The sequence below is a fragment of the Devosia sp. genome (genome assembly GCF_036406155.1).
Taxonomy (GTDB): domain Bacteria; phylum Pseudomonadota; class Alphaproteobacteria; order Rhizobiales; family Devosiaceae; genus Devosia_A.
Genome location: NZ_DASWVV010000088.1, coordinates 13563 through 33750 on the forward strand (window position 1 = coordinate 13563; position 20188 = coordinate 33750).

At 69.8% G+C, this 20188-nt stretch carries 22 protein-coding genes; 13 read left to right on the forward strand and 9 right to left on the reverse strand.

The annotated features are described in order from the left end of the window. Nucleotides 1-141: 141 nt before the first annotated feature. Nucleotides 142-2049 carry a molecular chaperone DnaK gene (dnaK, locus tag VGD93_RS05620; protein ID WP_395010038.1) on the reverse strand — a complete coding sequence of 636 codons (1908 nt, stop codon included), beginning with the start codon at nucleotides 2047-2049 and terminating at the stop codon, nucleotides 142-144. A gap of 262 nt (nucleotides 2050-2311) precedes the next feature. Here dnaK and VGD93_RS05625 point away from each other — a divergent pair, with 262 nt between their 5' ends. From VGD93_RS05625 to VGD93_RS05635, 3 genes are all read left to right on the forward strand, one after another. Beyond that, entirely contained in the window at nucleotides 2312-2668 is a 357-nt protein-coding gene (locus tag VGD93_RS05625; protein ID WP_395010040.1) for a hypothetical protein, read from the forward strand. An 8-nt stretch (nucleotides 2669-2676) separates the two neighbouring features. After that, complete coding sequence (gene pncA / locus VGD93_RS05630; protein WP_395010042.1) at nucleotides 2677-3309, forward strand: bifunctional nicotinamidase/pyrazinamidase; 633 nt, start codon at nucleotides 2677-2679, stop codon at nucleotides 3307-3309. A 76-nt stretch (nucleotides 3310-3385) separates the two neighbouring features. Beyond that, nucleotides 3386-3733, forward strand: coding sequence for a hypothetical protein (locus VGD93_RS05635; RefSeq protein WP_395010044.1), 348 nt, complete (start codon nucleotides 3386-3388; stop codon nucleotides 3731-3733). Between the two features lie 145 nt (nucleotides 3734-3878). On the opposite strand, the gene grpE is transcribed toward VGD93_RS05635, so the two are convergent. Both grpE and hrcA read right to left on the reverse strand, forming a co-directional pair. After that, complete coding sequence (gene grpE, locus VGD93_RS05640; protein WP_395010046.1) at nucleotides 3879-4493, reverse strand: nucleotide exchange factor GrpE; 615 nt, start codon at nucleotides 4491-4493, stop codon at nucleotides 3879-3881. An 83-nt stretch (nucleotides 4494-4576) separates the two neighbouring features. After that, on the reverse strand, nucleotides 4577-5662 hold the full coding sequence (gene hrcA, locus VGD93_RS05645) for a heat-inducible transcriptional repressor HrcA (RefSeq protein WP_395010088.1): 1086 nt from the start codon (nucleotides 5660-5662) through the stop codon (nucleotides 4577-4579). A 154-nt stretch (nucleotides 5663-5816) separates the two neighbouring features. On the opposite strand from hrcA, the gene rph reads away from it, so the two are divergent. The 3 genes from rph to hemW are packed head-to-tail and all read left to right on the forward strand — an operon-like array spanning nucleotide 5817 to nucleotide 8377. After that, a complete protein-coding gene (rph, locus tag VGD93_RS05650; protein ID WP_395010048.1) occupies nucleotides 5817-6533 on the forward strand; it encodes a ribonuclease PH in 717 nt (238 codons plus the stop codon). Between the two features lies 1 nt (nucleotide 6534). Next, nucleotides 6535-7203 (forward strand): non-canonical purine NTP pyrophosphatase, encoded by a 669-nt coding sequence (locus VGD93_RS05655; RefSeq protein WP_395010091.1) that lies wholly within the window; start codon nucleotides 6535-6537, stop codon nucleotides 7201-7203. After that, nucleotides 7193-8377: a radical SAM family heme chaperone HemW gene (gene hemW, locus VGD93_RS05660; protein ID WP_395010050.1), complete on the forward strand. Its 1185-nt coding sequence runs from the start codon at nucleotides 7193-7195 to the stop codon at nucleotides 8375-8377. The genes VGD93_RS05655 and hemW overlap by 11 nt, the downstream gene beginning before the upstream one ends. A gap of 3 nt (nucleotides 8378-8380) precedes the next feature. Here the strand turns inward: hemW and rhuM are convergent, their stop codons facing one another. After that, nucleotides 8381-9427 carry a RhuM family protein gene (rhuM, locus tag VGD93_RS05665; protein WP_395010052.1) on the reverse strand — a complete coding sequence of 349 codons (1047 nt, stop codon included), beginning with the start codon at nucleotides 9425-9427 and terminating at the stop codon, nucleotides 8381-8383. A gap of 41 nt (nucleotides 9428-9468) precedes the next feature. Then, nucleotides 9469-10683 carry a penicillin-binding protein activator gene (locus VGD93_RS05670; protein WP_395010054.1) on the reverse strand — a complete coding sequence of 405 codons (1215 nt, stop codon included), beginning with the start codon at nucleotides 10681-10683 and terminating at the stop codon, nucleotides 9469-9471. 112 nt (nucleotides 10684-10795) lie between these two features. Between VGD93_RS05670 and rsmI the strand changes: the two genes are divergently transcribed. The 5 genes from rsmI to VGD93_RS05695 are packed head-to-tail and all read left to right on the forward strand — an operon-like array spanning nucleotide 10796 to nucleotide 14020. Further along, nucleotides 10796-11698, forward strand: a complete 903-nt coding sequence (gene rsmI / locus VGD93_RS05675; RefSeq protein WP_395010056.1) for a 16S rRNA (cytidine(1402)-2'-O)-methyltransferase — start codon at nucleotides 10796-10798, stop codon at nucleotides 11696-11698. Beyond that, nucleotides 11664-12086, forward strand: coding sequence for a YraN family protein (locus tag VGD93_RS05680; protein WP_395010058.1), 423 nt, complete (start codon nucleotides 11664-11666; stop codon nucleotides 12084-12086). Before rsmI ends, VGD93_RS05680 begins: the two co-directional genes overlap by 35 nt. Further along, complete coding sequence (gene gshB / locus VGD93_RS05685) at nucleotides 12076-13020, forward strand: glutathione synthase (protein ID WP_395010060.1); 945 nt, start codon at nucleotides 12076-12078, stop codon at nucleotides 13018-13020. Before VGD93_RS05680 ends, gshB begins: the two co-directional genes overlap by 11 nt. Then, entirely contained in the window at nucleotides 13017-13382 is a 366-nt protein-coding gene (locus tag VGD93_RS05690) for a YrdB family protein (protein WP_395010062.1), read from the forward strand. Before gshB ends, VGD93_RS05690 begins: the two co-directional genes overlap by 4 nt. Next, a complete protein-coding gene (locus tag VGD93_RS05695; protein WP_395010064.1) occupies nucleotides 13382-14020 on the forward strand; it encodes a MarC family protein in 639 nt (212 codons plus the stop codon). The genes VGD93_RS05690 and VGD93_RS05695 overlap by 1 nt, the downstream gene beginning before the upstream one ends. A 261-nt stretch (nucleotides 14021-14281) precedes the next feature. Here the strand turns inward: VGD93_RS05695 and VGD93_RS05700 are convergent, their stop codons facing one another. After that, nucleotides 14282-15115, reverse strand: a complete 834-nt coding sequence (locus tag VGD93_RS05700) for a GH25 family lysozyme (protein ID WP_395010066.1) — start codon at nucleotides 15113-15115, stop codon at nucleotides 14282-14284. A 228-nt stretch (nucleotides 15116-15343) separates the two neighbouring features. On the opposite strand from VGD93_RS05700, the gene VGD93_RS05705 reads away from it, so the two are divergent. Next, nucleotides 15344-16864, forward strand: a complete 1521-nt coding sequence (locus VGD93_RS05705; RefSeq protein ID WP_395010068.1) for a YifB family Mg chelatase-like AAA ATPase — start codon at nucleotides 15344-15346, stop codon at nucleotides 16862-16864. A gap of 13 nt (nucleotides 16865-16877) precedes the next feature. On the opposite strand, the gene cfa is transcribed toward VGD93_RS05705, so the two are convergent. Next, nucleotides 16878-17993: a cyclopropane fatty acyl phospholipid synthase gene (cfa, locus tag VGD93_RS05710; RefSeq protein ID WP_395010070.1), complete on the reverse strand. Its 1116-nt coding sequence runs from the start codon at nucleotides 17991-17993 to the stop codon at nucleotides 16878-16880. A gap of 100 nt (nucleotides 17994-18093) precedes the next feature. Continuing rightward, on the reverse strand, nucleotides 18094-18585 hold the full coding sequence (locus VGD93_RS05715) for a MarR family winged helix-turn-helix transcriptional regulator (RefSeq protein ID WP_395010072.1): 492 nt from the start codon (nucleotides 18583-18585) through the stop codon (nucleotides 18094-18096). A gap of 97 nt (nucleotides 18586-18682) precedes the next feature. On the opposite strand from VGD93_RS05715, the gene VGD93_RS05720 reads away from it, so the two are divergent. Beyond that, nucleotides 18683-19111, forward strand: a complete 429-nt coding sequence (locus VGD93_RS05720) for an organic hydroperoxide resistance protein (RefSeq protein WP_395010075.1) — start codon at nucleotides 18683-18685, stop codon at nucleotides 19109-19111. A 48-nt stretch (nucleotides 19112-19159) separates the two neighbouring features. Here VGD93_RS05720 and VGD93_RS05725 read toward each other — a convergent pair whose 3' ends face one another. After that, on the reverse strand, nucleotides 19160-20170 hold the full coding sequence (locus VGD93_RS05725) for an aldose epimerase family protein (protein WP_395010077.1): 1011 nt from the start codon (nucleotides 20168-20170) through the stop codon (nucleotides 19160-19162). Between the last annotated feature and the right edge of the window lie 18 nt (nucleotides 20171-20188).

The window sequence follows — 20188 nt, forward strand, 5'->3', positions numbered from 1 at the left end:
CTTCCCCCGATGCCCTGCGCCGGATCGCCGCAACCCGCCGGCGGCTCGGGCAGGGCATGCGCCGCAAACACGCCGGAAAAAAGGAAGGCCCGGAACCTTCCGGTTCCGGGCCTCGCCTGATTCACGTGAAACGTCGCGGCGTCAGGCCGATTTCTGGCCGTCGTCCTTGACCTCTTCGAAGTCGGCGTCGACGACGTCGTCATCGGTCGCGTCGGTCCCTGCCGCCTTGGCTTCCGCCTCGGCCTGGCTGGCCTTGTACATGGCCTCGCCCAGCTTCATCGAGGCCTCGGCCAGCGCCGCGGTCTTCTCCTTGATGGCCTCGGCGTCGTCGCCCTCGATCACGCCCTTGAGGTCGGCGACCGCCGCCTCGATGGCGCCCTTCTCCTCGGCCGAGACCTTGTCGCCGTAGTCCTTGAGCGACTTCTCGGTCGAATGGATCAGCGACTCGGCCTGGTTCTTCGCCTCGACCGCCTCGCGCTTCTTCTTGTCGGCCTCGGCATTGGCCTCGGCCTCCTTGACCATGCGCTCGATATCGGCCTCGCTCAGCCCGCCCGAGGCCTGGATGCGGATCTGCTGCTCCTTGCCGGTACCCTTGTCCTTGGCCGAGACGTTGACGATGCCGTTGGCGTCGATGTCGAAGGTGACTTCGATCTGCGGCACGCCGCGCGGCGCCGGCGGGATGCCGGCGAGGTCGAAATTGCCGAGCAGCTTGTTGTTGGCCGCCATTTCGCGTTCGCCCTGGAACACCCGGATGGTCACCGCCGACTGGTTGTCCTCGGCGGTCGAGAAGGTCTGGCTCTTCTTGGTCGGGATGGTGGTGTTGCGGTCGATCAGCCGGGTGAACACGCCGCCCAGCGTCTCGATGCCGAGGCTCAGCGGGGTGACGTCGAGCAGCAGCACGTCCTTGACGTCGCCCTGCAGCACGCCGGCCTGGATGGCGGCGCCCATGGCCACCACTTCGTCCGGGTTGACGCCCTTGTGCGGCTCCTTGCCGAAGAAGCTCTTCACCGTCTCGATGACCTTGGGCATGCGCGTCATGCCGCCGACCAGCACCACCTCGTCGATCTGCGCGGCGGTGACGCCGGCGTCCTTGAGGGCCTGCCGGCACGGCTCGATCGTCTTCTGGATCAGGTCTTCGACCAGCGCCTCGAGCTTGGCCCGGGTGAGCTTCAGCGTGAAGTGCTTGGGGCCGGAGGCGTCGGCGGTGATGAAGGGCAGGTTGATCTCGGTCTGGGTCGAGCTCGACAGCTCGATCTTGGCCTTCTCGGCGGCTTCCTTGAGCCGCTGCAGGGCGAGCTTGTCGCTCCTGAGGTCGATGCCCTGCTCCTTCTTGAACTCGTCGGCGAGGTAATCGACGAGACGCATGTCGAAGTCTTCACCGCCGAGGAAGGTGTCGCCATTGGTGGATTTCACCTCGAACACGCCGTCGCCGATCTCGAGCACCGAGATGTCGAAGGTGCCGCCGCCAAGGTCGTAGACCGCGATGGTGCCGGTGTTCTTCTTGTCGAGCCCGTAGGCGAGCGCCGCCGCCGTCGGCTCGTTGATGATGCGCAGCACCTCGAGGCCGGCGATCTTGCCGGCGTCCTTGGTGGCCTGGCGCTGGGAATCGTTGAAATAGGCGGGAACGGTGATCACCGCCTGGGAAACGGTCTCGCCCAGATAGGATTCGGCCGTCTCCTTCATCTTGGTGAGGATCATCGCCGAGACTTCTGAGGGCGAGTATTTCTTGCCCTCGACCTCGACCCAGGCGTCGCCGTTGTCGCCCTTGACGATCTTGTAGGGCACGAGGCCCTTGTCCTTGCTGACCATGGGATCGTCGTAGCGCCGCCCGATCAGGCGCTTCACGGCGAACAGCGTGCCTTCCGGATTGGTCACGGCCTGGCGCTTGGCCGGCTGGCCGACGAGCCGTTCCCCGTCCTTGGAGAAGGCGACCATGGACGGCGTGGTGCGCGCGCCCTCGGCATTTTCGATCACCCTGGCGCTGGCGCCGTCCATGACCGCGACGCAGCTGTTGGTGGTTCCAAGGTCGATACCGATTACTTTTGCCATTGCTCGTTTGCCTCTTCTTTAGCGAACCCGATGCGGAACCCCGTCGCTCCGGCAGCTCCAACCCGTGCGGGAACGGGTCCCTCGTTGAGATTGGTCGAAAAACACCCGTCGCCGGGCCTCGACGGCTATATAGGAGGGGGGTCCGGAGGGCGCAAGCGCTGCGCCGCCAGAAAACCTGCGGGCGGGCGCCCCGCCGCCGCGCGGTGGCGCCGGCGCGTCCTTTGTGGTCTAACGGCGGCATCGAGGCGAAGAGGATCGTGCGATGAGAAGGCTGATTGCGCTCGTGCCCGCGCTGCTGCTGCCGGCCGCAGCGCTGGCCCAGGAGGTGCCCGAGGCGGCGCGCAAGGATTTGTGGTGCGGCATCGCCTTCGGCATCATCGCCGCCGAACTGCCCGCCGACGCGAGCGCCGAAAACCAGGCCCTGGCGGCGCGCTTCGCCGCCGGATCGGCGACGCTGGTCGCCCGCGCCACCGCCGCCCATCTCGAGGCCGGCTATACCGAGCCGGGCTTTGCCGCCTACAAGGCGGCGCAGGAGGAAGCGGTCGCCGCCAACATGTCCGGGGCCGAGGCGGACTACGCCTACAGCTACGAGGACTGCTCCACCCTGCTCGGATCCTGAGGCCCCGCATGCCCATCACGCCCGCCCGCGACGACGTCTTCATGGTCGTCGACCTGCAGTACGATTTCCTCCCCGGCGGCAACCTCGCCGTGGCCGGCGGTGACGAGATCATCCCGCTGGTCAACCGCCTGGGCCGGCTGTTCGACAACGTCATCCTCACCCAGGACTGGCACCCGGCGGACCACGTGTCGTTCGCCTCCAACCACCCGGGGGCGACGCCGTTCGAGATGATCACCCTGCCCTACGGCCCGCAGGTGCTGTGGCCCGACCACTGCATCCAGGGCAGCCGCGGCGCCGAGCTGCACGACGGGCTCGAACTGCCGCAGGCGCAGCTCGTCCTGCGCAAGGGCTACCAGGAGACCGTCGATTCCTATTCCGGATTCCAGGAGGCCGACCGGCGCACCCGCACCGGGCTCGAGGGCTACCTGCGCGAGCGCCAGCTCCGGCGGCTGTTCCTCGCCGGGCTGGCGACCGATTTCTGCGTCGCCTGGACGGCGCTGGACGCACGCGCGGCCGGCTTCGAGACCTATGTCGTCGCCGACGCCACCCGCCCCATCGACACGCACGGCTCGCTGGCCAAGGCGTGGGCCGACATGGAGGCGGCCGGCGTCAGGCGCATCGCCGCCGCCGACCTCGCCTGAGGCGGCGTTTCCGGGCGCCGCCAAATCGGCTATGGATCGGAGGCCCCGCCCGCCGGGCGGGGGGAGGAGGCACGTGATGCGGGAACTTGCCGCCGGCCTGTTGCTGCTGGCCCTGCTCGACCCGGTCCGGGCGGCAGCGCCGGCGCTGCCGGCGGACGCCGACAGACTGCTGTGGTGCGCCAGCGCCTTCTTCTGGCTGGCCGGCAGTGCCGACGACGCTGGCGATGTCGCCGAAGCCGAACTCTATGACGGCTGGGCCGGTTCGCTGGGCGACCGCGCCGCCGCGCTGCTGGGCGAGTTGGGGTTCGACGCGGCGCATGTGGAGGAGACGGTCGCGGCCTACGACCAGCAGGTCCTCGACGAGATCACCGCCGGGAGTCCGCGCCACGAGGTGGCCGCCTGCCAGCAACTGGTCGCGCCGTAGCGCCCACCCGGACGACGGCCAGCCCGGCTGGGACGTGGCGGTGCGCCTGACGTCCCGGCCTGACCGCGTCGCCGACTGCGGTAGACCGATGCGCCAACGATGCGAACGGGGCGTCGGAGGGGCCCCTTGGGCCGCCCCTGCTGCGTCAGGCGCTCTTGTCGACGCCTGCTTCGGGCGCCGAGTCGGGCGCCTTGCCGGGCCGCGGGCCGCCCTTGGCGACGCCGACCATGGCCGGCCTGAGCACGCGCTCGCCGATGGCGAAGCCCGCCTGCACCACCTGCACCACCATGCCCTCGGGCTGGCTCGGGTCGGGGACCTCGAACATCGCCTGGTGCCGGTGCGGGTCGAATTTCTGGCCCTCGGCCTCGATCGGGGTGACGCCGTGCTTGGCCATGAGCCGCTGCATCTCGCGCTCGGTCATCTCGATGCCGTCGATCAGCGACTGCAGCGTCGGGTCGGCGCCCTGGCGCGCCTCGGCCGGCAGCACCGCCAGCGCCCGGTTGAGCGAATCGGTGACGGTCAGCATGTCGCGGGCGAAGCCGGTGATGGCGTAGGCCCGGGTATCGGCGAGGTCACGTTCGGTGCGCTTGCGCAGGTTCTCCATCTCGGCGGCGAGGCGGAGCAGCCGGTCGGTCAGCTCGGCATTCTTCTGGCGCAGTGCTTCCAGCTCGTCGACGGCGGGTTCGGATGCCGCGGCGGTGCCTTCGCCGGCTTGGGTCTCGGAGTCGGGGGCCGATTCCAGGTTCTCGTCACTCGTCATGATGCTGCTGTTCCGCAAGTTCTGTGGTTGGAGCCGCGACCGGCGGCGAGTTGCCCCGCATATCGGCTACCGGCGCGGAAAATTCAACCGTCGCGCTTGCGGCGCATCATCTCCGAGAGCACGTGCGCGGTGTAGTCGACGACAGGGACGATGCGCGCATAGTTGAGCCGCGTCGGGCCGATGACGCCGAGGACGCCGACGACCTTCTCGTTGGCGTCCTTGTAGGGGGACAGGATCACCGACGAGCCCGAAAGCGAGAACAGCTTGTTTTCCGAGCCGATGAAGATCTTCACCCCCTGCGCCGTTTCGGCGTCGCCGAGCAGCTCGATCAGCCCGTCGGCGCTCTCCAGCTCGTCGAACAGCTGGCGCACCCGGCTCAGTTCCTCCGACGCCATGGTGTCGTTGAGCAGATTGGCGCGCCCGCGCACGATCACGGTGGGTGGCGTCGTGCTGCCGGTGTCGGCGAGCGTGGCCATGCCGGCCTCGACCAGCTTGCGGGTGAGTTCGTCGAGTTCGGCCAGCTGGCTCGCCCGCTGGTGCTGCAGCGCCTGGCGCGCCTCGCTCAGCGTCCTGCCCACGGCGAAGTTGGCCAAATAGTTGCCGGCCTGGGCCAGGGCGCTCGCGGTCAGCCCGGGCGGCAGCGTCACCACCCGGTTCTCCACCGTGCCGTCCTCGCCCACCAGCACCACCATGGCGCGCTCGGCGTCGAGGCGGACGAACTCGATGTGCTTGAGCACGAGGTCGGATTTCTGCGCGATGACGACGCCGGCGCCGTGGCTGAGCCCGCTCAGCAACTGGCTGGCCTCGGTCAGCAGATCCTCGACCTTGCCCTGCCCGGCCGCCTGACTGCCGATCTGGCTGGCGATGGCCTGCCGCTCGCGTTCGTCGACGGCGCCCACCTCCAGCATGGCGTCGACGAAGAACCTGAGGCCCGCCTGCGTCGGCGCGCGGCCGGCGGAGGTGTGCGGGGCGGCGATCAGCCCCAGATCCTCGAGGTCGGCCATGACGTTGCGCACCGAGGCGGGGCTGAGCCCGACCGCCAGGAGGCGGGACAGGTCGCGCGAGCCGACCGGCATGCCGGTCTCGAGATAGCGCTCGACCAGGCGCTTGAAGATGTCCTGGCTGCGGCTGTTGAGGACCGCCAGGAAGTCCTCCGGTGCTTTGCTCATCTTGCCCTGTCGCCACACGCCGCGCGTGGCCACGCCGGCGATCTTCACCATTTAGGCAAAATCCCCCCCGACTCCAATCCCCGCGGCGCTTGTTCCGGCCCCCCGCTGGCGTTAAGAGGCGGTTAACGCCAACCCAACCGAGGTGATTTGCCCGATGCGCCCATCCGGACGCGAGCCGAACGAGATGCGCGCCGTGACGCTCGAGCGCAACGTCGCCCCCAAGGCCGAGGGCAGCTGCCTCGTCGCCTTCGGCGCGACCCGCGTCATCTGCACGGCCAGCGTCGAGACGGCGCTGCCGGCCTGGCGGCGCGGCCAGGGGCTGGGCTGGGTCACCGCCGAATACGGCATGCTGCCGCGCGCCACCGGCACCCGCACCCGGCGCGAGGCGGCGCAGGGCAAGCAGACCGGCCGCACCCAGGAAATCCAGCGCCTGATCGGCCGCAGCCTGCGCGCCGTCGTCGACATGCAGGCGCTGGGCGAGAACCAGATCACGCTCGACTGCGACGTGCTCGAGGCCGACGGCGGCACGCGCACCGCCTCCATCACCGGCGCCTACGTGGCGCTGGCCGACGCCATCGGCTGGCTCAAGGCGCGCCAGCTGACCAAGGGCGAGCCGCTGCGCGATTCGGTGGCGGCGGTGTCGTGCGGCATCTATCGCGGCACCCCGGTGCTCGACCTCGACTATCTCGAGGACGTCGAGGCCCATACCGACGCCAATTTCGTGCTGACCGGCTCGGGCCGGTTCGTGGAGATCCAGGGCACGGCCGAGCAGGCCCCGTTCACCCGCGCCGAGCTGGAAGCGCTGATGGCCCTCGCCGAGGCCGGCGTCAGCCAGCTCACGGCGCTGCAGAAGGCGGCGCTCGGTGCTTGAGATGGCGGCACGGCTGAAGCTGCGGCGCGGCGACCGGCTGCTGATCGCCACCCACAATTCCGGCAAGCTCAGCGAATTCCGGCACCTGCTGGAGCCGTTCGGGCTGCAGCTGGTGTCGGCCGGCGAGCTCGGCCTGCCCGAACCGGAGGAGACCGGCACCACCTTCGCCGAGAACGCCCGGCTCAAGGCGCACGCCGCGGCCAGGGCCTCGGGGCTCGTCGCGCTGGCCGACGATTCCGGCCTGTGCGTCGACGCCCTCGGCGGCCAGCCCGGCGTCTATACCGCCAACTGGGCCGGCTCGGGCGCCAATGGCGGGCGCGACTACATGGTGGGCATGCGCCGCGTCGAGGACACGCTGCAGGCGGCCGGCGCCACCTCGCCGGCGGCGCGCCGCGGCTCGTTCAACGCCACGCTCTGCCTCGCCCATCCGGACGGGCGCGACGAGCTCTATGTGGGCCGCGTCGAGGGCACGCTGGTGTGGCCGCCGCGCGGCGACAAGGGCTTCGGCTTCGATCCGGTGTTCATGCCCGACGGCTTCGATATCACCTTCGGCGAGATGAGCGCGGCCGAAAAGCACTCCTGGACCCCCGGCCAGACCGGGCTCAGCCACCGCGCCCGCGCCTTCGCCCGCTTCGTCGAGCAGGCTTTGGGAGGTGGCGTTGAGCACTAGCGGCGCCGCCCTGCCGGCCGGGGACCGCGGCAACGGGCTGTTCGGCGTCTATGTGCACTGGCCCTTCTGCGCCGCCAAATGCCCCTATTGCGACTTCAACTCGCACGTGCACCGCGGCGCCTTCGACGAAGCCGGGTTCGTCGCCGCCTATGCCGCGGAACTGGCCCATTTCGCCGCGCTCGTCCCCGGCCGCACCGTGCAGTCGGTGTTCTTCGGCGGCGGCACGCCGTCGCTGATGCAGCCGCGCTCGGTCGAGGCCATCCTCGACGCCATCGCCGCGCACTGGCAAATCGACCGCAACGCCGAGGTGACGCTCGAGGCCAACCCGACCAGCGTCGAGGCCGAGCGCTTCCGGGGCTACCGCGCCGCTGGCGTCAACCGCGTGTCGCTCGGCGTGCAGTCGCTGCGCGACGGCCCCCTGGCCGAACTGGGCCGCCGCCACACGGTGGACGAGGCCGTGGCGGCCGTGCACCTGGCGCAGTCGATCTTCGAGCGCTCGAGCTTCGATCTGATCTATGCGCGGCCGCGCCAGACGCTGGCCGAATGGCAGGACGAACTGACCGAGGCGCTGTGGCTGGCGCAGGGCCATATCTCGCTCTACCAGCTCACCATCGAGATGGGCACGCGCTTCTACGACCTGCAGCGCGCCGGCAAGCTCGTCATGCCGGGCGAGGAACTGGGTGCCGAGTTCTACGAGCTGACCCAGGAGCTGACGGCCAGGGCCGGCCTGCCCGCCTACGAGATTTCCAACCACGCCGTGCCCGGCCAGGAAAGCCGGCACAACCTGCTGTACTGGCGTTACGGCGAATATGTCGGCGTCGGCCCCGGCGCCCACGGGCGGCTGTTGATCGGCAACCAGCGCCACGCCACCGCCGCCGAGAAGCTCCCCTTCGAATGGCACAAGAAGGTCCTGGCGCGCGGCCACGGGCTCACGACCGACGACATCCTCACCTGGGAGGAGGAGGGCGACGAATTGCTGGTCATGGGCCTCAGGCTGCGCGAGGGCATCGATCCGGCCCGCTTCGCGCATCTGTCCGGACGCCGCATCGCCGACCGGCAGGTGCGCGAACTGCAGGCCATCGGCTTCGTCGAGACGCTGCCCAACGGCTTCCTGCGCGTCACCGACAAGGGCTGGCCGGTGCTCGATGCGGTGGTGGCGGACCTGGCGGCGTAGCGGTCACTGCCTGGGCTTGGGCCGAGATGGCAGGCTCCTGTCCGCCTTCCGAAGCGCATCGATCGTGTCGTCGGCCTCTGTGTGTCGCGCCAACTTTCGGGCGGCATTGAAGGCCTCGTACTCCCGCTCAGCCCGCTGCTTGGCATCGGTCATCTTGACCTGCCCTCCATGGGACAGGACGGAGCGATTGAGAGACTTCAGCTGTTGATCGAGCAGACTGCGCACGTCGTTCATAACAATGAGTCTGCCGAGGTCGAGCTGATCTTCGAATATGTCGAGCAGGATGGTCGTAAGGCGGTTGAGTTCCTTGATTTCCCGATCGGACAAGTAATTCTTCGAGATCGCCACATCCTGTTTGCGGATGTTGTCATTGGGCCAAGTGGTCAGACCCATATTGGGGGCTTTCGCGTCGGCTCGAGCATCGATTATCTCGGCTGGCGTATGTGAAGTGACAGCGAACAGAAGCTTGGCTTGGGTGTTTTGGTAGAACACCCGCCATGCGTCGGAGGTGCCATCGTAGTCCTGACACATCGCGCATATCCGCCGAAGTTCGCGATAGACGTTGGCTTCGTCGGAACGAATGTCCCGGATGATCTCCCGGAGTTCGGCGACCCGATCGCTATTCTCGGGTCGCTTGAGCCGATCCGCGTCAATGACGAATCCCTTTGTTGCGAACTGAACCAACTTTTGCGTCGCCCACCTGCGAAACAGGGTCGCCTGGGCGGATGAGACCCTGTAGCCAACCGATATCACCATATCCAGGCTGTAGAGGGTGGCGGGACGACCGGCACTTGTTTGCACTTTATGCAAAGAAGTCTCCTCATCGAGTTCGCCTTCCTCGAAAACGTTCGCGATGTGCCTCGAGACCGTCGAAACGTCCTTGCCGAACAGCGCTCCGATCTGGGCCTGCGTCATCCACAGCGAATCACCCTCGTATCGGATGTCGAGCTTCAGCCCCTTGTCCGTGCCATAAACGAGGAAGCGATCGCCGGTGTTGGGATTCTCGACGAGGTGAACGGGTTCGTTACTGTCGTCGCCAGTCTCAGCCATTCCTGCCCTCACCCGCAGAGTCTCGGTATGTTCTTCTAGCCCTACAGCTTCGGGCCGTCGACCACGCTCGCCCCGCCCGGGGTCACCTGCTTCATCACCAGCGCGTATTCGCTGCGCCCGTCGGCGAGGAAGCGGAAGACGCCGTCGCGGCCGGCGAAGCCGCCCGGCAGGGTGAGCTGGGCGCGGTCGTAGCGCGGTGTCCCCAGCGCCAGCGAGGAGGCGTTGGCGAGGATGGTGGCGGTGTAGGCGATGGTGGCGAGCGCATGCGGGGCGGCGCCGAACTTCGCCTGGTATTCGGGCAGCAGCGCCTGGTAGCCGGCATCGTCGACGGCCGGAAACACGGCCCCCGCGAGCGCCGGCGTCGCCGCGATGGCGGCATCCCCGCCCCAGTCGGCCGAGCCGACGAGCTGCACCTTGCCCGGCGGCACGCCGGCCTCGGCCAGCAGGGCGCCGAAGCTCGGCGCCGTCGCCCGGTCGGGCAGGAAGACCGTGTCGATCTGGCCCTGCTGCAGGAGCGGCGCGAGCTGCTGGACCACCGCGCGCGCTTCGGCCTCGGAGGAGAAATTGTAGACGGCGCGGGCGTTGAGCCCGAGATCGGCGGCGGCCTGGCGGAAGGCGCCCTCGTGGATGCGGCCGAAATCGGTGGTCGGGAACACGCCGGCGAAGGCCTTGCGCCCCTGCGCCCTGGCGAAGCCGAGCGCGCGGCGGGCCTCGCTTTCGGGCAGCACGTTGAGCAGGTAGACGCCCGGCGCCGCCGCCCCCGAATTGTTCGAAAAGCCGATGAGCGGAATGCCGGCGGTCCGCGCCACGGCGCCGGCGGCGCTCACCTGGTCGGCCTTGAGCGGGCCGAGGATGAGGCTGGCGCCTTCGCTCACCGCGGCGCTCGCCTGCTGGCTCGCCCCGGCGGCGGTCGGGCCGGTATCCTTGAGCACGATGGTGATGTTGTCGGCGATGCTGTCGGAGGCCTCGATGAAGCCGATGGCGAGGCGGGCGGCATTGGCCATCGAGGTGCCGACGGCGGCAAGGGCCGGATCGCCCGACAGCGGCAGCAGCAGCGCCACCCGAACCGGACCGGCGCCGAAGCTGTCGCCCTGGGCCGCCGGCAGCCCGTCCCGGGCCGGGACGGTGGCACCGCCGCCGGCGCCGAAGGAGCCGAAATCGCCAGGCGAGCAGGCCGCGACGGCCAGCCCGAATACGCCTGCCACCCCCAGCCGCCGCAACGGCGCCCCCCAGCTCCGGGCCAGATCGAAACTCACCGCGCCATCCTGTCTGTGTCCCCTCTTGCGCGGCGTCTATACAGACTCCGGCCCGCCGCATAAAGCTGGTTGACATGCCGAGCCCGAAGCCGAGCGAAAGGACGCCGCCGCCGTGACTGCCCTCCCCGACCAGGCGCCGGCCTATTTCGTCGGCGGCACCGGCTTCGCCGCCCCGCCCCTCGCCCCCGGGCTGTACCTGGTCGCGACCCCGATCGGCAATCTGGGCGACATCAGCGTCCGCGCACTGGCGACGCTGGCGGCGGCCGACGCCGTCTATTGCGAGGACACCCGCACCTCGGCGCGGCTGCTCGACCACTACGGCATCCGCACGCCGCGCAAGGCGCTGCACGAGCACAACGAGCGCGCCCGCATCGAGGCCATCCTCGCCGATCTCGGGCGCGGCGCCCGCCTGGCGCTGATTTCCGACGCGGGCACGCCGCTGATTTCCGACCCCGGCTTCCCGCTGGTGCGCGCCGTCCGCGAGGCGGGCCTGCCGGTGTTCGCCGTGCCCGGGGCCTCGGCCCTGCTGGCGGCGCTGGCGGTGGCGGGGCTGCCAACCGACGCCTTCACCTTTTTCGGCTTCCTGCCGCCGCGGGCGGGGGCGCGCGCCGCGGCCCTCGCGGCCCTCGCGGCGCGGCACGAGACGCTGGTATTCTACGAATCGCCGCGCCGGCTGGGTCCGGCGCTCGCCGCCATGGCCGAGGCCTTCGGCAGCGCGCGCGAGGCGGCGGTGGCGCTGGAACTCACCAAGAAGTTCGAGCGGGTGGCGCGCGGCACGCTGGCCGAGCTCGCGGCGGCCTATGGCGAAGGCGGCACCAGGGGCGAGGCGGTGATCCTCGTCGCCGGCGCCGCAAGGGCCGGAGCCCCGGCCCCCGCCGACTGGCAGGCGGCCCTGGCCGCGGCGCTCGAGGGCCAGCCGCTGCGCGCTGCCGTCGATGCCGTGACGCAACAGTTCGGGTTGAAGCGCAAGGAGGTCTACGATGCCGCCCTCGCCCTCAAGGCCGCCCGGCGCTAGCCCCCGGGACCCCCGGCGGCTGGCGGCCGAGCTGTTCGGCCGCCGCGGCGAGGCCGTCGCCGCCTGGTATTTGCGCGCCAAGCTCTATCGCATCGTCGCGCGGCGGCTGAAGACGCCGGTGGGCGAGATCGACCTCGTCGCCATGCATCTGGGCACGCTCGTCTTCGTCGAGGTCAAGGCGCGGCGCCGCCGCGGCGACGAGTTCGACGCGCTGCTGCACGTCAACCGCCGGCGGCTGCTGCGCGCGGCCCAGTACTACCTGTTGCGGAACCCGCGCCTCGCCGAGCTGCCGATGCGCTTCGACGTGATTTTCCTTGCGCCCCTCACCTGGCCACGCCATGTGAGGAACGCGTTCGATGCCAGCCGGAGTGATTTCCATGCCGCTTAGGGTTGCCGTGCAGATGGACCCCATCGCCTCCATCAACCCGGCGGGGGATTCGAGCTTCGCGCTGATGCTCGAGGCGCAGGCCCGCGGCCATGAGCTCGGCTACTATACCCCCGATACGCTGTCCCTGCGCGACAACCGCGTGTCGGCGCGGGTGGCCCCGATCAGTGTGTTCGACCGGCCCAAGGGCGAGCACTACCAACTCGGGGAGGCGGCGGTGACCGACCTTGCCGGCTACGACGTGGTGCTGATGCGGCAGGACCCGCCCTTCGACATGAACTACATCACGCTCACGCACCTGCTCGAGCGCATCCACCCGCGCACCTTCGTGGTCAACCCGCCTGCCGCGGTGCGCAACGCCCCCGAAAAGCTGCTCGTCACCGAATTCCCCGACCTGATGCCGCCGACGCTGATCACCCGCGACCGCCGGCAGATCTACGAGTTCCGCCGCGAGCACGGCAACATCATCGTCAAGCCGCTCTACGGCAATGGCGGCGCCGGCGTGTTCCTGATCCAGGAGGGCGACTACAACCTCGCCTCGCTGATCGAGCTGTTCGAGCAGAACTTCCGCGAGCCCTTTGTGGTGCAGCGCTACCTGCCCGAGGTGCGCCAGGGCGACAAGCGCATCATCCTCGTCGACGGCGAGCCGGCGGCCGCCGTCAACCGCCTGCCGGCCGAGGGCGAGGCCCGCTCCAACATGCATGTGGGCGGCCGCCCCGAGCTTTCCGAGTTGACCGAGCGCGAGCGCGAGATCTGCCGCGCCATCGGGCCGGCGCTCAAGGCGCGCGACATGATCTTCGTGGGCATCGACGTCATCGGCGGCTACCTCACCGAGATCAACGTCACCTCTCCCACCGGCATCCGCGAGATCAAGCGCTTCGGCGGCCCGGACATCGCCGTGCTGCTCTGGGACGCGATCGAAAAGCGGCGGGCATGATCCACACCCTCAATATGGTGCTGCGCTTCGGGCTCGAACTGGCCGGGCTCGTGGCGGTCGGGTATTGGGGGTTCACGCTGGACGGCGGCTGGCTGCCGCGGCTGCTTGCCGGCATCGGCCTGCCGCTGCTGCTGGCCGTGGCCTGGGCCGTGTTCCGCGTGCCGAACGACGGCGGCGCGCCGATCATTGCCATCGGCGGCCGCTGGCGCCTGCTGCTCGAACTCACCGTCTTCGCCGTCGCCGTCGCGGCCCTGGCGCAGGCCCGCCAATTGCCGCTCGCCATCGGCCTTGCCGCGCTGGTGCTGCTCCACTACGGCATCGACTCCCAGCGCACCCTCGATTTTCTGCGCGGCAGGCGGTGATGCCGACCGAAACCTTCCTCGTCGCCTTGACCACGTTCTTCGCCACCATCGGCCCCGCCGACCTGGCGCTGGTCTTCGCTGCGCTGACGCACAAGAACACCGCCACCGAGCGCCGCGCCATGGCGCTGCGCGGCGTGCTGGTGGCCGGCGGCATCCTCATGTTCTTCGCCGTCTTCGGCGAGCCGCTGCTGCGCCTGTTCGGCGTCACCCTGCCGGCGCTGCGCGTCGCCGGCGGCATCCTGCTGCTGCTCATTTCCATCGACATGGTGTTCGCCCGCCATTCGGGAGGCGTCGGCACCACGCTGGAAGAGGAGCAGGAAGCGGCGACGCGCGAGGACATCTCGGTGTTTCCCCTCGCCATGCCGCTGATCGCCGGCCCCGGCGCCATCAGCGCCGCCATCCTGCTCACCACCACCGGCCGCGGCTTCGGGATCGAATGGTTCGCGGTCGTCGGGGCGCTGGGGTTGATCCTGCTGCTCAGCTACCTCGCCATGCTCGTCGCCATCCCCATCCAGCGCCTGCTCGGCGTCACCGGCCTCGCCGTAGTATCGCGCATCGTCGGCGTGCTGCTGGCGGCGCTGGCCGTGCAGTTCTTCTTCGACGGGCTGCGAACCAGCGGGCTCATACCCGGACTGTGAGGCGGGGGCCGCCGACGGCCGCCCGGGGCAGGGCGGCCTACTTCTTCTTGCCGGCGGGGGCGGTGGTGTTGTTGAGCCCGGCGGTGGCCAGCACCTTGGGCTTTTCCTTCTTCGGCTTCTTGGCTTCCTTGGTCTTGCGCAGCTGACCTTTCGCCATGTCCCGTTCCCTTCCTGGGTTGCGTGCCGGCAATTGCCGGCAAATCACGCCGGAATCCTAGTAATTCGGGCCGCCGGTGACAAGCGGGCGGCGGCCGGGTGCGCCTATTTGAGGCTGCCGCAGCGGCCCTGCGGGCCGAGCCGGTCGAGCAGGCGCGGATCGCACCCGGTGAGCAGGAACGTGTACCAGTCCTCGACGCGGCCGTAGAAGGCGTTGCGGTCGACCTCGGTGTTGACGCCGCTCATCGTGCCGGTCTGCGTCCACTGCCAGAACAGCCAGTCGCGCCCGTGATACTTGTGGTGCGGTTCGGCGGCGGTGGAGCGCAGCCAGAAGGCATTGTCGAAGCGCTCGCCGGCGAGCACGTCGCGGTGGAAGTTGATGTCGGTATAGATGATCGGCACCTTGCCGGTATGCGCCTCCATGGCCGCCAGCATCACCCGCACCTTCTCGAGGATGTCCGCGCGGTTGTGGCGGTTCTTGCACCTTGAATGGTTGTTCCACTCGAGATCGAGCACCGGCGGCAGCGCGTCGGGGTCGTTGGGCACGTTGCGCACGAACCACGCCGCCTGCTCGGCGGCCAGCGAGCACCAGGTCATGAAGTGATAGGCGCCGCGCGCCATGCCGGCGCTGCGCGCGCCCTCCCAGTTGGCGTAGAAATTGGGGTCGATATAGTCCTTGCCCTCGGTCGACTTCATGTACACGAAGTGGATGCCGCCGGCCCGCGCCGCATTGAAATCGATGCGCCCCTGGTAGCGGGCGACGTCGAGCCCCTGGATCGGCAGCGAGCGGGCGCGCGCCACCCCGGCGTGCGGGTCGCTGTCGCCGGGGACGCCGACCCGGGTTCCGGGGCTGCGGGCGCAGGCGGCGAGCGCCGCCAGCGTCAGCACCAGGGCCAGCGACTTGAGGACGATGAGGGCTGGACGATAAGCGGAACGCATGCGGGGCGACACTCGAAGGCGACATGACGGGATGCCTTTGACTCAACATGCGCCGATTAATGAAACCTTGCGCTAACCCTTTGGAATTCAAGCATGGTTAACGCGGGGGCGGGGGTCTGCCGCCGTCCCGGCGGGCGCGGCAGCAGCGCGATCTACGTTGTTCACCTAATGTTCCGAAGCGCCCGTGCCTGTTAGCCTCGGCCCGGTTCGGGCGTGGGGGTCGGGCGCATGGCGACACGGGTGCAGACCGTGGCGTTCCAGGGCATCGAGGCGGTGCTGGTCGACGTGCAGGTACAGGTCGTGTCCGGCCTGCCCGGCCTGGTCATCGTCGGCCTGCCCGACAAGGCCGTGCGCGAATCCGGCCAGCGCGTGCACGGCGCGCTGACGGCGTCGGGTCTCAGCCTGCCGCCGCGGCGCATCATCGTCAACCTCGCCCCCGCCGACCTGCCCAAGGAGGGCAGCCACTACGACCTGCCGATCGCGCTGGCGCTGATGGCCGCCATCGGCGCCATCCCCTCCGACGCCGTCAGCGGCTTCGTGGCTTTGGGTGAACTGGGGCTCGACGGCAGGATGGCGGCCACCGCCGGGGTGCTGCCGGCGGCGATTGCCGCCCACGCCAACGGGCTCGGCGTCATCTGCCCCGAGCCGAGCGGACCGGAGGCGGCCTGGGCCGGAGAGGACATCGACATCGTCGCGGCGGGGAGCCTGCTGGCGCTCGTCAACCATCTCGGCGGCTACCAGCTGTGTGCCCGCCCGCAGCCCAAGCGCCACGCCCCCACCGAGGGCCTGCCCGACCTCAGCGAGGTGCGCGGCCAGGACGTGGCCCGCCGGGCGCTCGAGGTCGCCGCCGCCGGCGGCCACAACCTGCTGATGATCGGCCCGCCCGGAGCCGGCAAGTCGATGCTGGCGGCGCGCCTGCCCTCCATCCTGCCGCCGCTCGACCCGCGCGAACTGCTCGACGTCTCGATGATCCAGTCCATCGCCGGGGAACTGGCCGGCGGCGCGCTTTCCGACCGCCGGCCGTTCCGGGCGCCGCACCATTCCGCCTCGATGGCGGCGCTGGTCGGCGGCGGCCTGCGCGTGCGGCCGGGCGAGGTGTCGCTGGCCCATAACGGCGTTCTTTTCCTCGACGAACTGCCCGAGTTCTCGCCCGCGGTGCTCGACAGCCTGCGCCAGCCGCTGGAGACCGGCGAGACGGTGATCGCCCGCGCCAATGCGCGGGTCACCTTCCCCGCCCGCTTCCAGCTGGTGGCGGCGATGAACCCGTGCAAATGCGGGCTGGCCGGGACGCCCGGCCATACCTGCCGGCGCGGCGACGCCTGCGCCGCCGATTACCAGGGCCGCGTCTCCGGGCCGTTCCTCGACCGCATCGACCTGAGGATCGACGTGCCGGCGGTATCGGCCGCCGACATGATCGGGCCGACCGACGCCGAGCCGTCGGCGGCGGTGGCCGCCCGCGTCGCCCGCGCCCGCGCCGTGCAGCGCCAGCGCTATGCCGAGCGCGGCCACCCGGAGGTGTTCACCAATGCCGCCGCCGGCGCCAGCCTGATCGAGGCGGTGGTCAATCCGGACAGGGACAGCCAGGCCCTGCTGCTGCAGGCCTCCGAGCGCTTCTCGCTGTCGGCGCGCGCCTATCACCGCGTGCTCAAGGTGGCGCGCACGCTCGCCGATCTGGCCGGGGCCGAGCGCGTCGGCCGGCCGCACATCGCCGAGGCGCTGAGCTACCGGCTGCGGCTGGGCGCGGCGTGACCGGCGCCGGCCGTCAGCGGATGGAGCGGTAGCCCCGCGGCACGCCCCGGGGGGACAGCACCAGTTGCCACAGCTGCACGTTGCGGGCGCGGAAGGAAGCGGCCATGGACTGCAGGTACAGCCGCCACATGCGGTAGAAGCGCTCGCCGTAGCGCTCCCGGAGCGTTGGCCAGGCGGCCTCGAAGCGGGTCCACCAGGCCATCAGCGTGCGGTCGTAGTCGGCGCCGAAATTGTGCCAGTCCTCCATGACGAACAGGTGCTCGACGGCGGCCCCGATCTGGGCGACGCTGGGCAGCATGCCGTTGGGGAAGATGTATTTTTCCATCCACGGGTCGGCGTGGGTGGCCGAGATGTTGTTGCCGATCGTGTGCAGCACGAACAGGCCGTCGGGCTTGAGCAGGCTGCGCGCCTTTTCGAAGAAGCGCCGGTAGTTCTTGTAGCCCACGTGCTCGAACATGCCGATCGAGATGATGCGGTCGAACTGGCCCTCGAGCGCCATGTAGTCCATGAGCCGGGTCTCGACCGGCAGGCCGCCGCGATGCGCCTCGGCCCAGGCCGCCTGCTCCTTGCTGATGGTGATGCCGAGCCCCTCGATGCCGTAGCGCTCGGCGGCGAAGCGGAGGAACCCGCCCCAGCCCGAGCCGATGTCGAGCACTTGCATCCCCGGTGCCAGTTCCGCCTTGCGGCAGATGAGGTCGAGCTTCTGCTCCTGCGCGGCGGCGAGCGTGTCGACGCCCTGCCAGTAGCCGCACGAATAGATCATGCGCGCATCGAGCATGGCCTCGTACAGGTCGTTGCCGATGTCGTAGTGCTTTTCGCCGACCTCGGTGACCTTGAGCCGCTGCAGGTTCAAGAGCCGCCCGCGCAGCGCGCTGAGCGCCAGGCCGAGGTCCGGGCGCAGATGGTCGTAGATGCCGAAATCGAGCAGCCGGAAGACGAACTGGTCGACGGCCTCCGCGTCCCACCAGCCGTCCATGTAGGCCTCGCCGAAACCGAGCGAGCCATAGGCAAGCAGGCGCCCCCACAGCCGGTCGTCGTGCACCTGGACGTCCCAGGGCCTCATGCCGCCGATCTCGATGCCGGCGCGGGTCAACAGTTCGGTGAAGAAGGACTTGGCGGTCATGGTCATGGCGCGGTCCCGACATGATGCAAATGCGACAAGGAGCGCCCAGTCTTCCGCAAACGCGGCCAAATCGCAAATGCGGGGGCCGCGGCCGCGCCCGAGAGCGCTAGAACGGGGCGGCGGCGGCCAGCAGCCGGCCGCGCAGCGCCCACAGCGCCCGCCGCAGTTCGGCCAGTTCGCCGTCGCTGCAGGCGACCGCCTGCAGCACCAGCGGCGGCACCGCCTCGACCTCGTGCCGCAGCGCCGCCCCCCTGGGCGTGAGCCCGACCAGCAAGCGCCGCTCGTCGCCGCGGTCGCGACGGCGCCGCACCAGGCCGAGCCCCTCGAGGCGCCTGAGCAGCGGCGTCAGCGTGCCGGAATCGAGGCCCAGCCGGTCACCGATCGCGCCCAGGCTGAGCCCGTCCTGCTCCCACAACACCAGCAGCACCAGATATTGCGGATAAGTGAGGCCGAGCCGGGCCAGCAGCGGCCGGTACAGGCGGTTGAAGGCCTGCGCCGCCGCGTAGACGGCGAAGCACAACTGGTCGTCGAGGCGCAGCGGGTCGTCGATGGGATCCGAGGTCAAGGTGCGCCCCTTCCGTATCGGGCCTGAGGCCATGCATTGCGTAAAATTGAATTGTACACAAGCGAATTCTTTCCTATGACGGCCGTGACGGCCAAGTTTTCATCCGTTCGCCTGCAAGGAAGGAAGCACAGTGAAGAGCCTCTATACCGCCCATGCCACCGCCACCAAGGGAGGCCGGGGCACCGGCACCGCCGCCACCGACGACGGCAAGATCTCCGTCAAGTTCTCGACCCCCAGGGAGATGGGCGGCGACGGCGGCCCCGGCACCAACCCCGAGCAGCTGTTCGCCGCCGGCTATTCCAGCTGCTTCCTCGGCGCCATGAAGCTGGCCGGCAAGCGGCAGGGCGAGACCGTCCCCGACGACGCCACCATGACCGCCCATGTCAGCTTCGTCGACCGCGAGGACGGCGTCGGCTTCGCCATTGCCGTCACCCTGGAAGGCCATGTGCCGGGCATGCCGAGCGCCAGGGTGCTGGAACTGATGGCGGCTGCCCACGACATCTGCCCCTATTCTTGGGCCATCCGGCACACCGTCGACGTGCAGTTCAAGGCGGCCTGACCGCCGCGGCGCCGGGCGCCCCCGCCGTGGGCGCGCCGGCGCCCGCCGTCAGCCGATCTCGATCGCGCACCAGTGGCTGTAGGGCCGCTCCGGCGTGTGCCAGATCGAGGGGAAATGACGGTGATGCACGGCGTCCGGGAAGGCCTGGTCCTCGAGGCACAGGCCGGAATGCCGGCCGTAGTGCCGGCCGCCCAGCCCGGGCACGGCGATGTCGGTGGTGACACCGTCATAGACCTGCAGCCCCGGCCGGTCGGTCCATAGCCTCAGCGTCAGCGCCCCGTCCGGCCCGGTCAGCGTCGCCACCGGCGCGGCCGGATCGCGGCCGGGATCGAGCACGAGGTTGATGTCGCAATCGAGCGGCCGGCCGGCGGCGTCGCGCAGCGTTCGCGGCGCCGTGAAATCGTAGGGCGTGCCCGTGACCGGCCGGATCACGCCCGTCGGCAGCAGTTCGGCATCCAGCTCGGTGAAGGCGCCGGCCTCGACCTGCAGCCGGTGGTCAAGCACGTCGGGGCCCTCGCCCAGGTTGAAATAATGGTGCTGCACCAGGCTGATCGGGGTCGTGCGGTCGGTCGTGGCCGAGAGCTCGAGGCTGAGTCGGTTGCCGCGCAGCGAATAGACGGCCCGGAAATCCACATTGCCCGGAAAGCCCATGGCGCCGTCGGGGGAAAGATGCGTGAAGGCGACGGCATTGGCGGCGGCATCCGGCTCGGCGCGCCAGACGAGGCGCCCGAGGCCGCCCGGGCCGCCATGCAGGCCGTTGCGGCCGTCATTGGCCGGCAGGGTACAGGCGACGCCGTCGAGGGCGAAGGCGGCGCCGCGGATGCGGTTGGCGACCCGCCCGGCGAGCGCGCCAAGGTGCGGCGAGTGCCCCGGATAGGGCGCGAAGCTGTCGAAGCCGAGCACGACGCTGCGCACGCCGCCCGCGACCGGCACCCGCCAGTCGCGCACCGTCACCCCCCAGGTGAGGATGTCGACGGCAACGCCGGTCTCGCTGGCCAGCGTGAACTGGTCGACCCGTTCGTCCCCGAACGTGCCGAAACTGCGTGCCGCAATGCCCATCGTGCCCCTTCCTTCCGG

Excerpts from the sequence above, each read along its gene's own strand:
- VGD93_RS05705 (WP_395010068.1), top strand. The coding sequence starts at position 15,344 with ATGGCGACACGGGTGCAGACCGTGGCGTTCCAGGGCATCGAGGCGGTG.
- rph (WP_395010048.1), top strand. The coding sequence starts at position 5,817 with ATGCGCCCATCCGGACGCGAGCCGAACGAGATGCGCGCCGTGACGCTC.
- cfa (WP_395010070.1), bottom strand. The coding sequence starts at position 17,993 with ATGACCATGACCGCCAAGTCCTTCTTCACCGAACTGTTGACCCGCGCC.
- grpE (WP_395010046.1), bottom strand. The coding sequence starts at position 4,493 with ATGACGAGTGACGAGAACCTGGAATCGGCCCCCGACTCCGAGACCCAA.
- VGD93_RS05715 (WP_395010072.1), bottom strand. The coding sequence starts at position 18,585 with ATGGCCTCAGGCCCGATACGGAAGGGGCGCACCTTGACCTCGGATCCC.
- gshB (WP_395010060.1), top strand. The coding sequence starts at position 12,076 with ATGCCGCTTAGGGTTGCCGTGCAGATGGACCCCATCGCCTCCATCAAC.
- VGD93_RS05635 (WP_395010044.1), top strand. The coding sequence starts at position 3,386 with ATGCGGGAACTTGCCGCCGGCCTGTTGCTGCTGGCCCTGCTCGACCCG.
- VGD93_RS05655 (WP_395010091.1), top strand. The coding sequence starts at position 6,535 with ATGGCGGCACGGCTGAAGCTGCGGCGCGGCGACCGGCTGCTGATCGCC.
- VGD93_RS05725 (WP_395010077.1), bottom strand. The coding sequence starts at position 20,170 with ATGGGCATTGCGGCACGCAGTTTCGGCACGTTCGGGGACGAACGGGTC.
- rhuM (WP_395010052.1), bottom strand. The coding sequence starts at position 9,427 with ATGGCTGAGACTGGCGACGACAGTAACGAACCCGTTCACCTCGTCGAG.
- VGD93_RS05695 (WP_395010064.1), top strand. The coding sequence starts at position 13,382 with ATGCCGACCGAAACCTTCCTCGTCGCCTTGACCACGTTCTTCGCCACC.
- VGD93_RS05700 (WP_395010066.1), bottom strand. The coding sequence starts at position 15,115 with ATGCGTTCCGCTTATCGTCCAGCCCTCATCGTCCTCAAGTCGCTGGCC.
- VGD93_RS05690 (WP_395010062.1), top strand. The coding sequence starts at position 13,017 with ATGATCCACACCCTCAATATGGTGCTGCGCTTCGGGCTCGAACTGGCC.
- pncA (WP_395010042.1), top strand. The coding sequence starts at position 2,677 with ATGCCCATCACGCCCGCCCGCGACGACGTCTTCATGGTCGTCGACCTG.
- VGD93_RS05625 (WP_395010040.1), top strand. The coding sequence starts at position 2,312 with ATGAGAAGGCTGATTGCGCTCGTGCCCGCGCTGCTGCTGCCGGCCGCA.
- VGD93_RS05680 (WP_395010058.1), top strand. The coding sequence starts at position 11,664 with ATGCCGCCCTCGCCCTCAAGGCCGCCCGGCGCTAGCCCCCGGGACCCC.
- hrcA (WP_395010088.1), bottom strand. The coding sequence starts at position 5,662 with ATGAGCAAAGCACCGGAGGACTTCCTGGCGGTCCTCAACAGCCGCAGC.
- dnaK (WP_395010038.1), bottom strand. The coding sequence starts at position 2,049 with ATGGCAAAAGTAATCGGTATCGACCTTGGAACCACCAACAGCTGCGTC.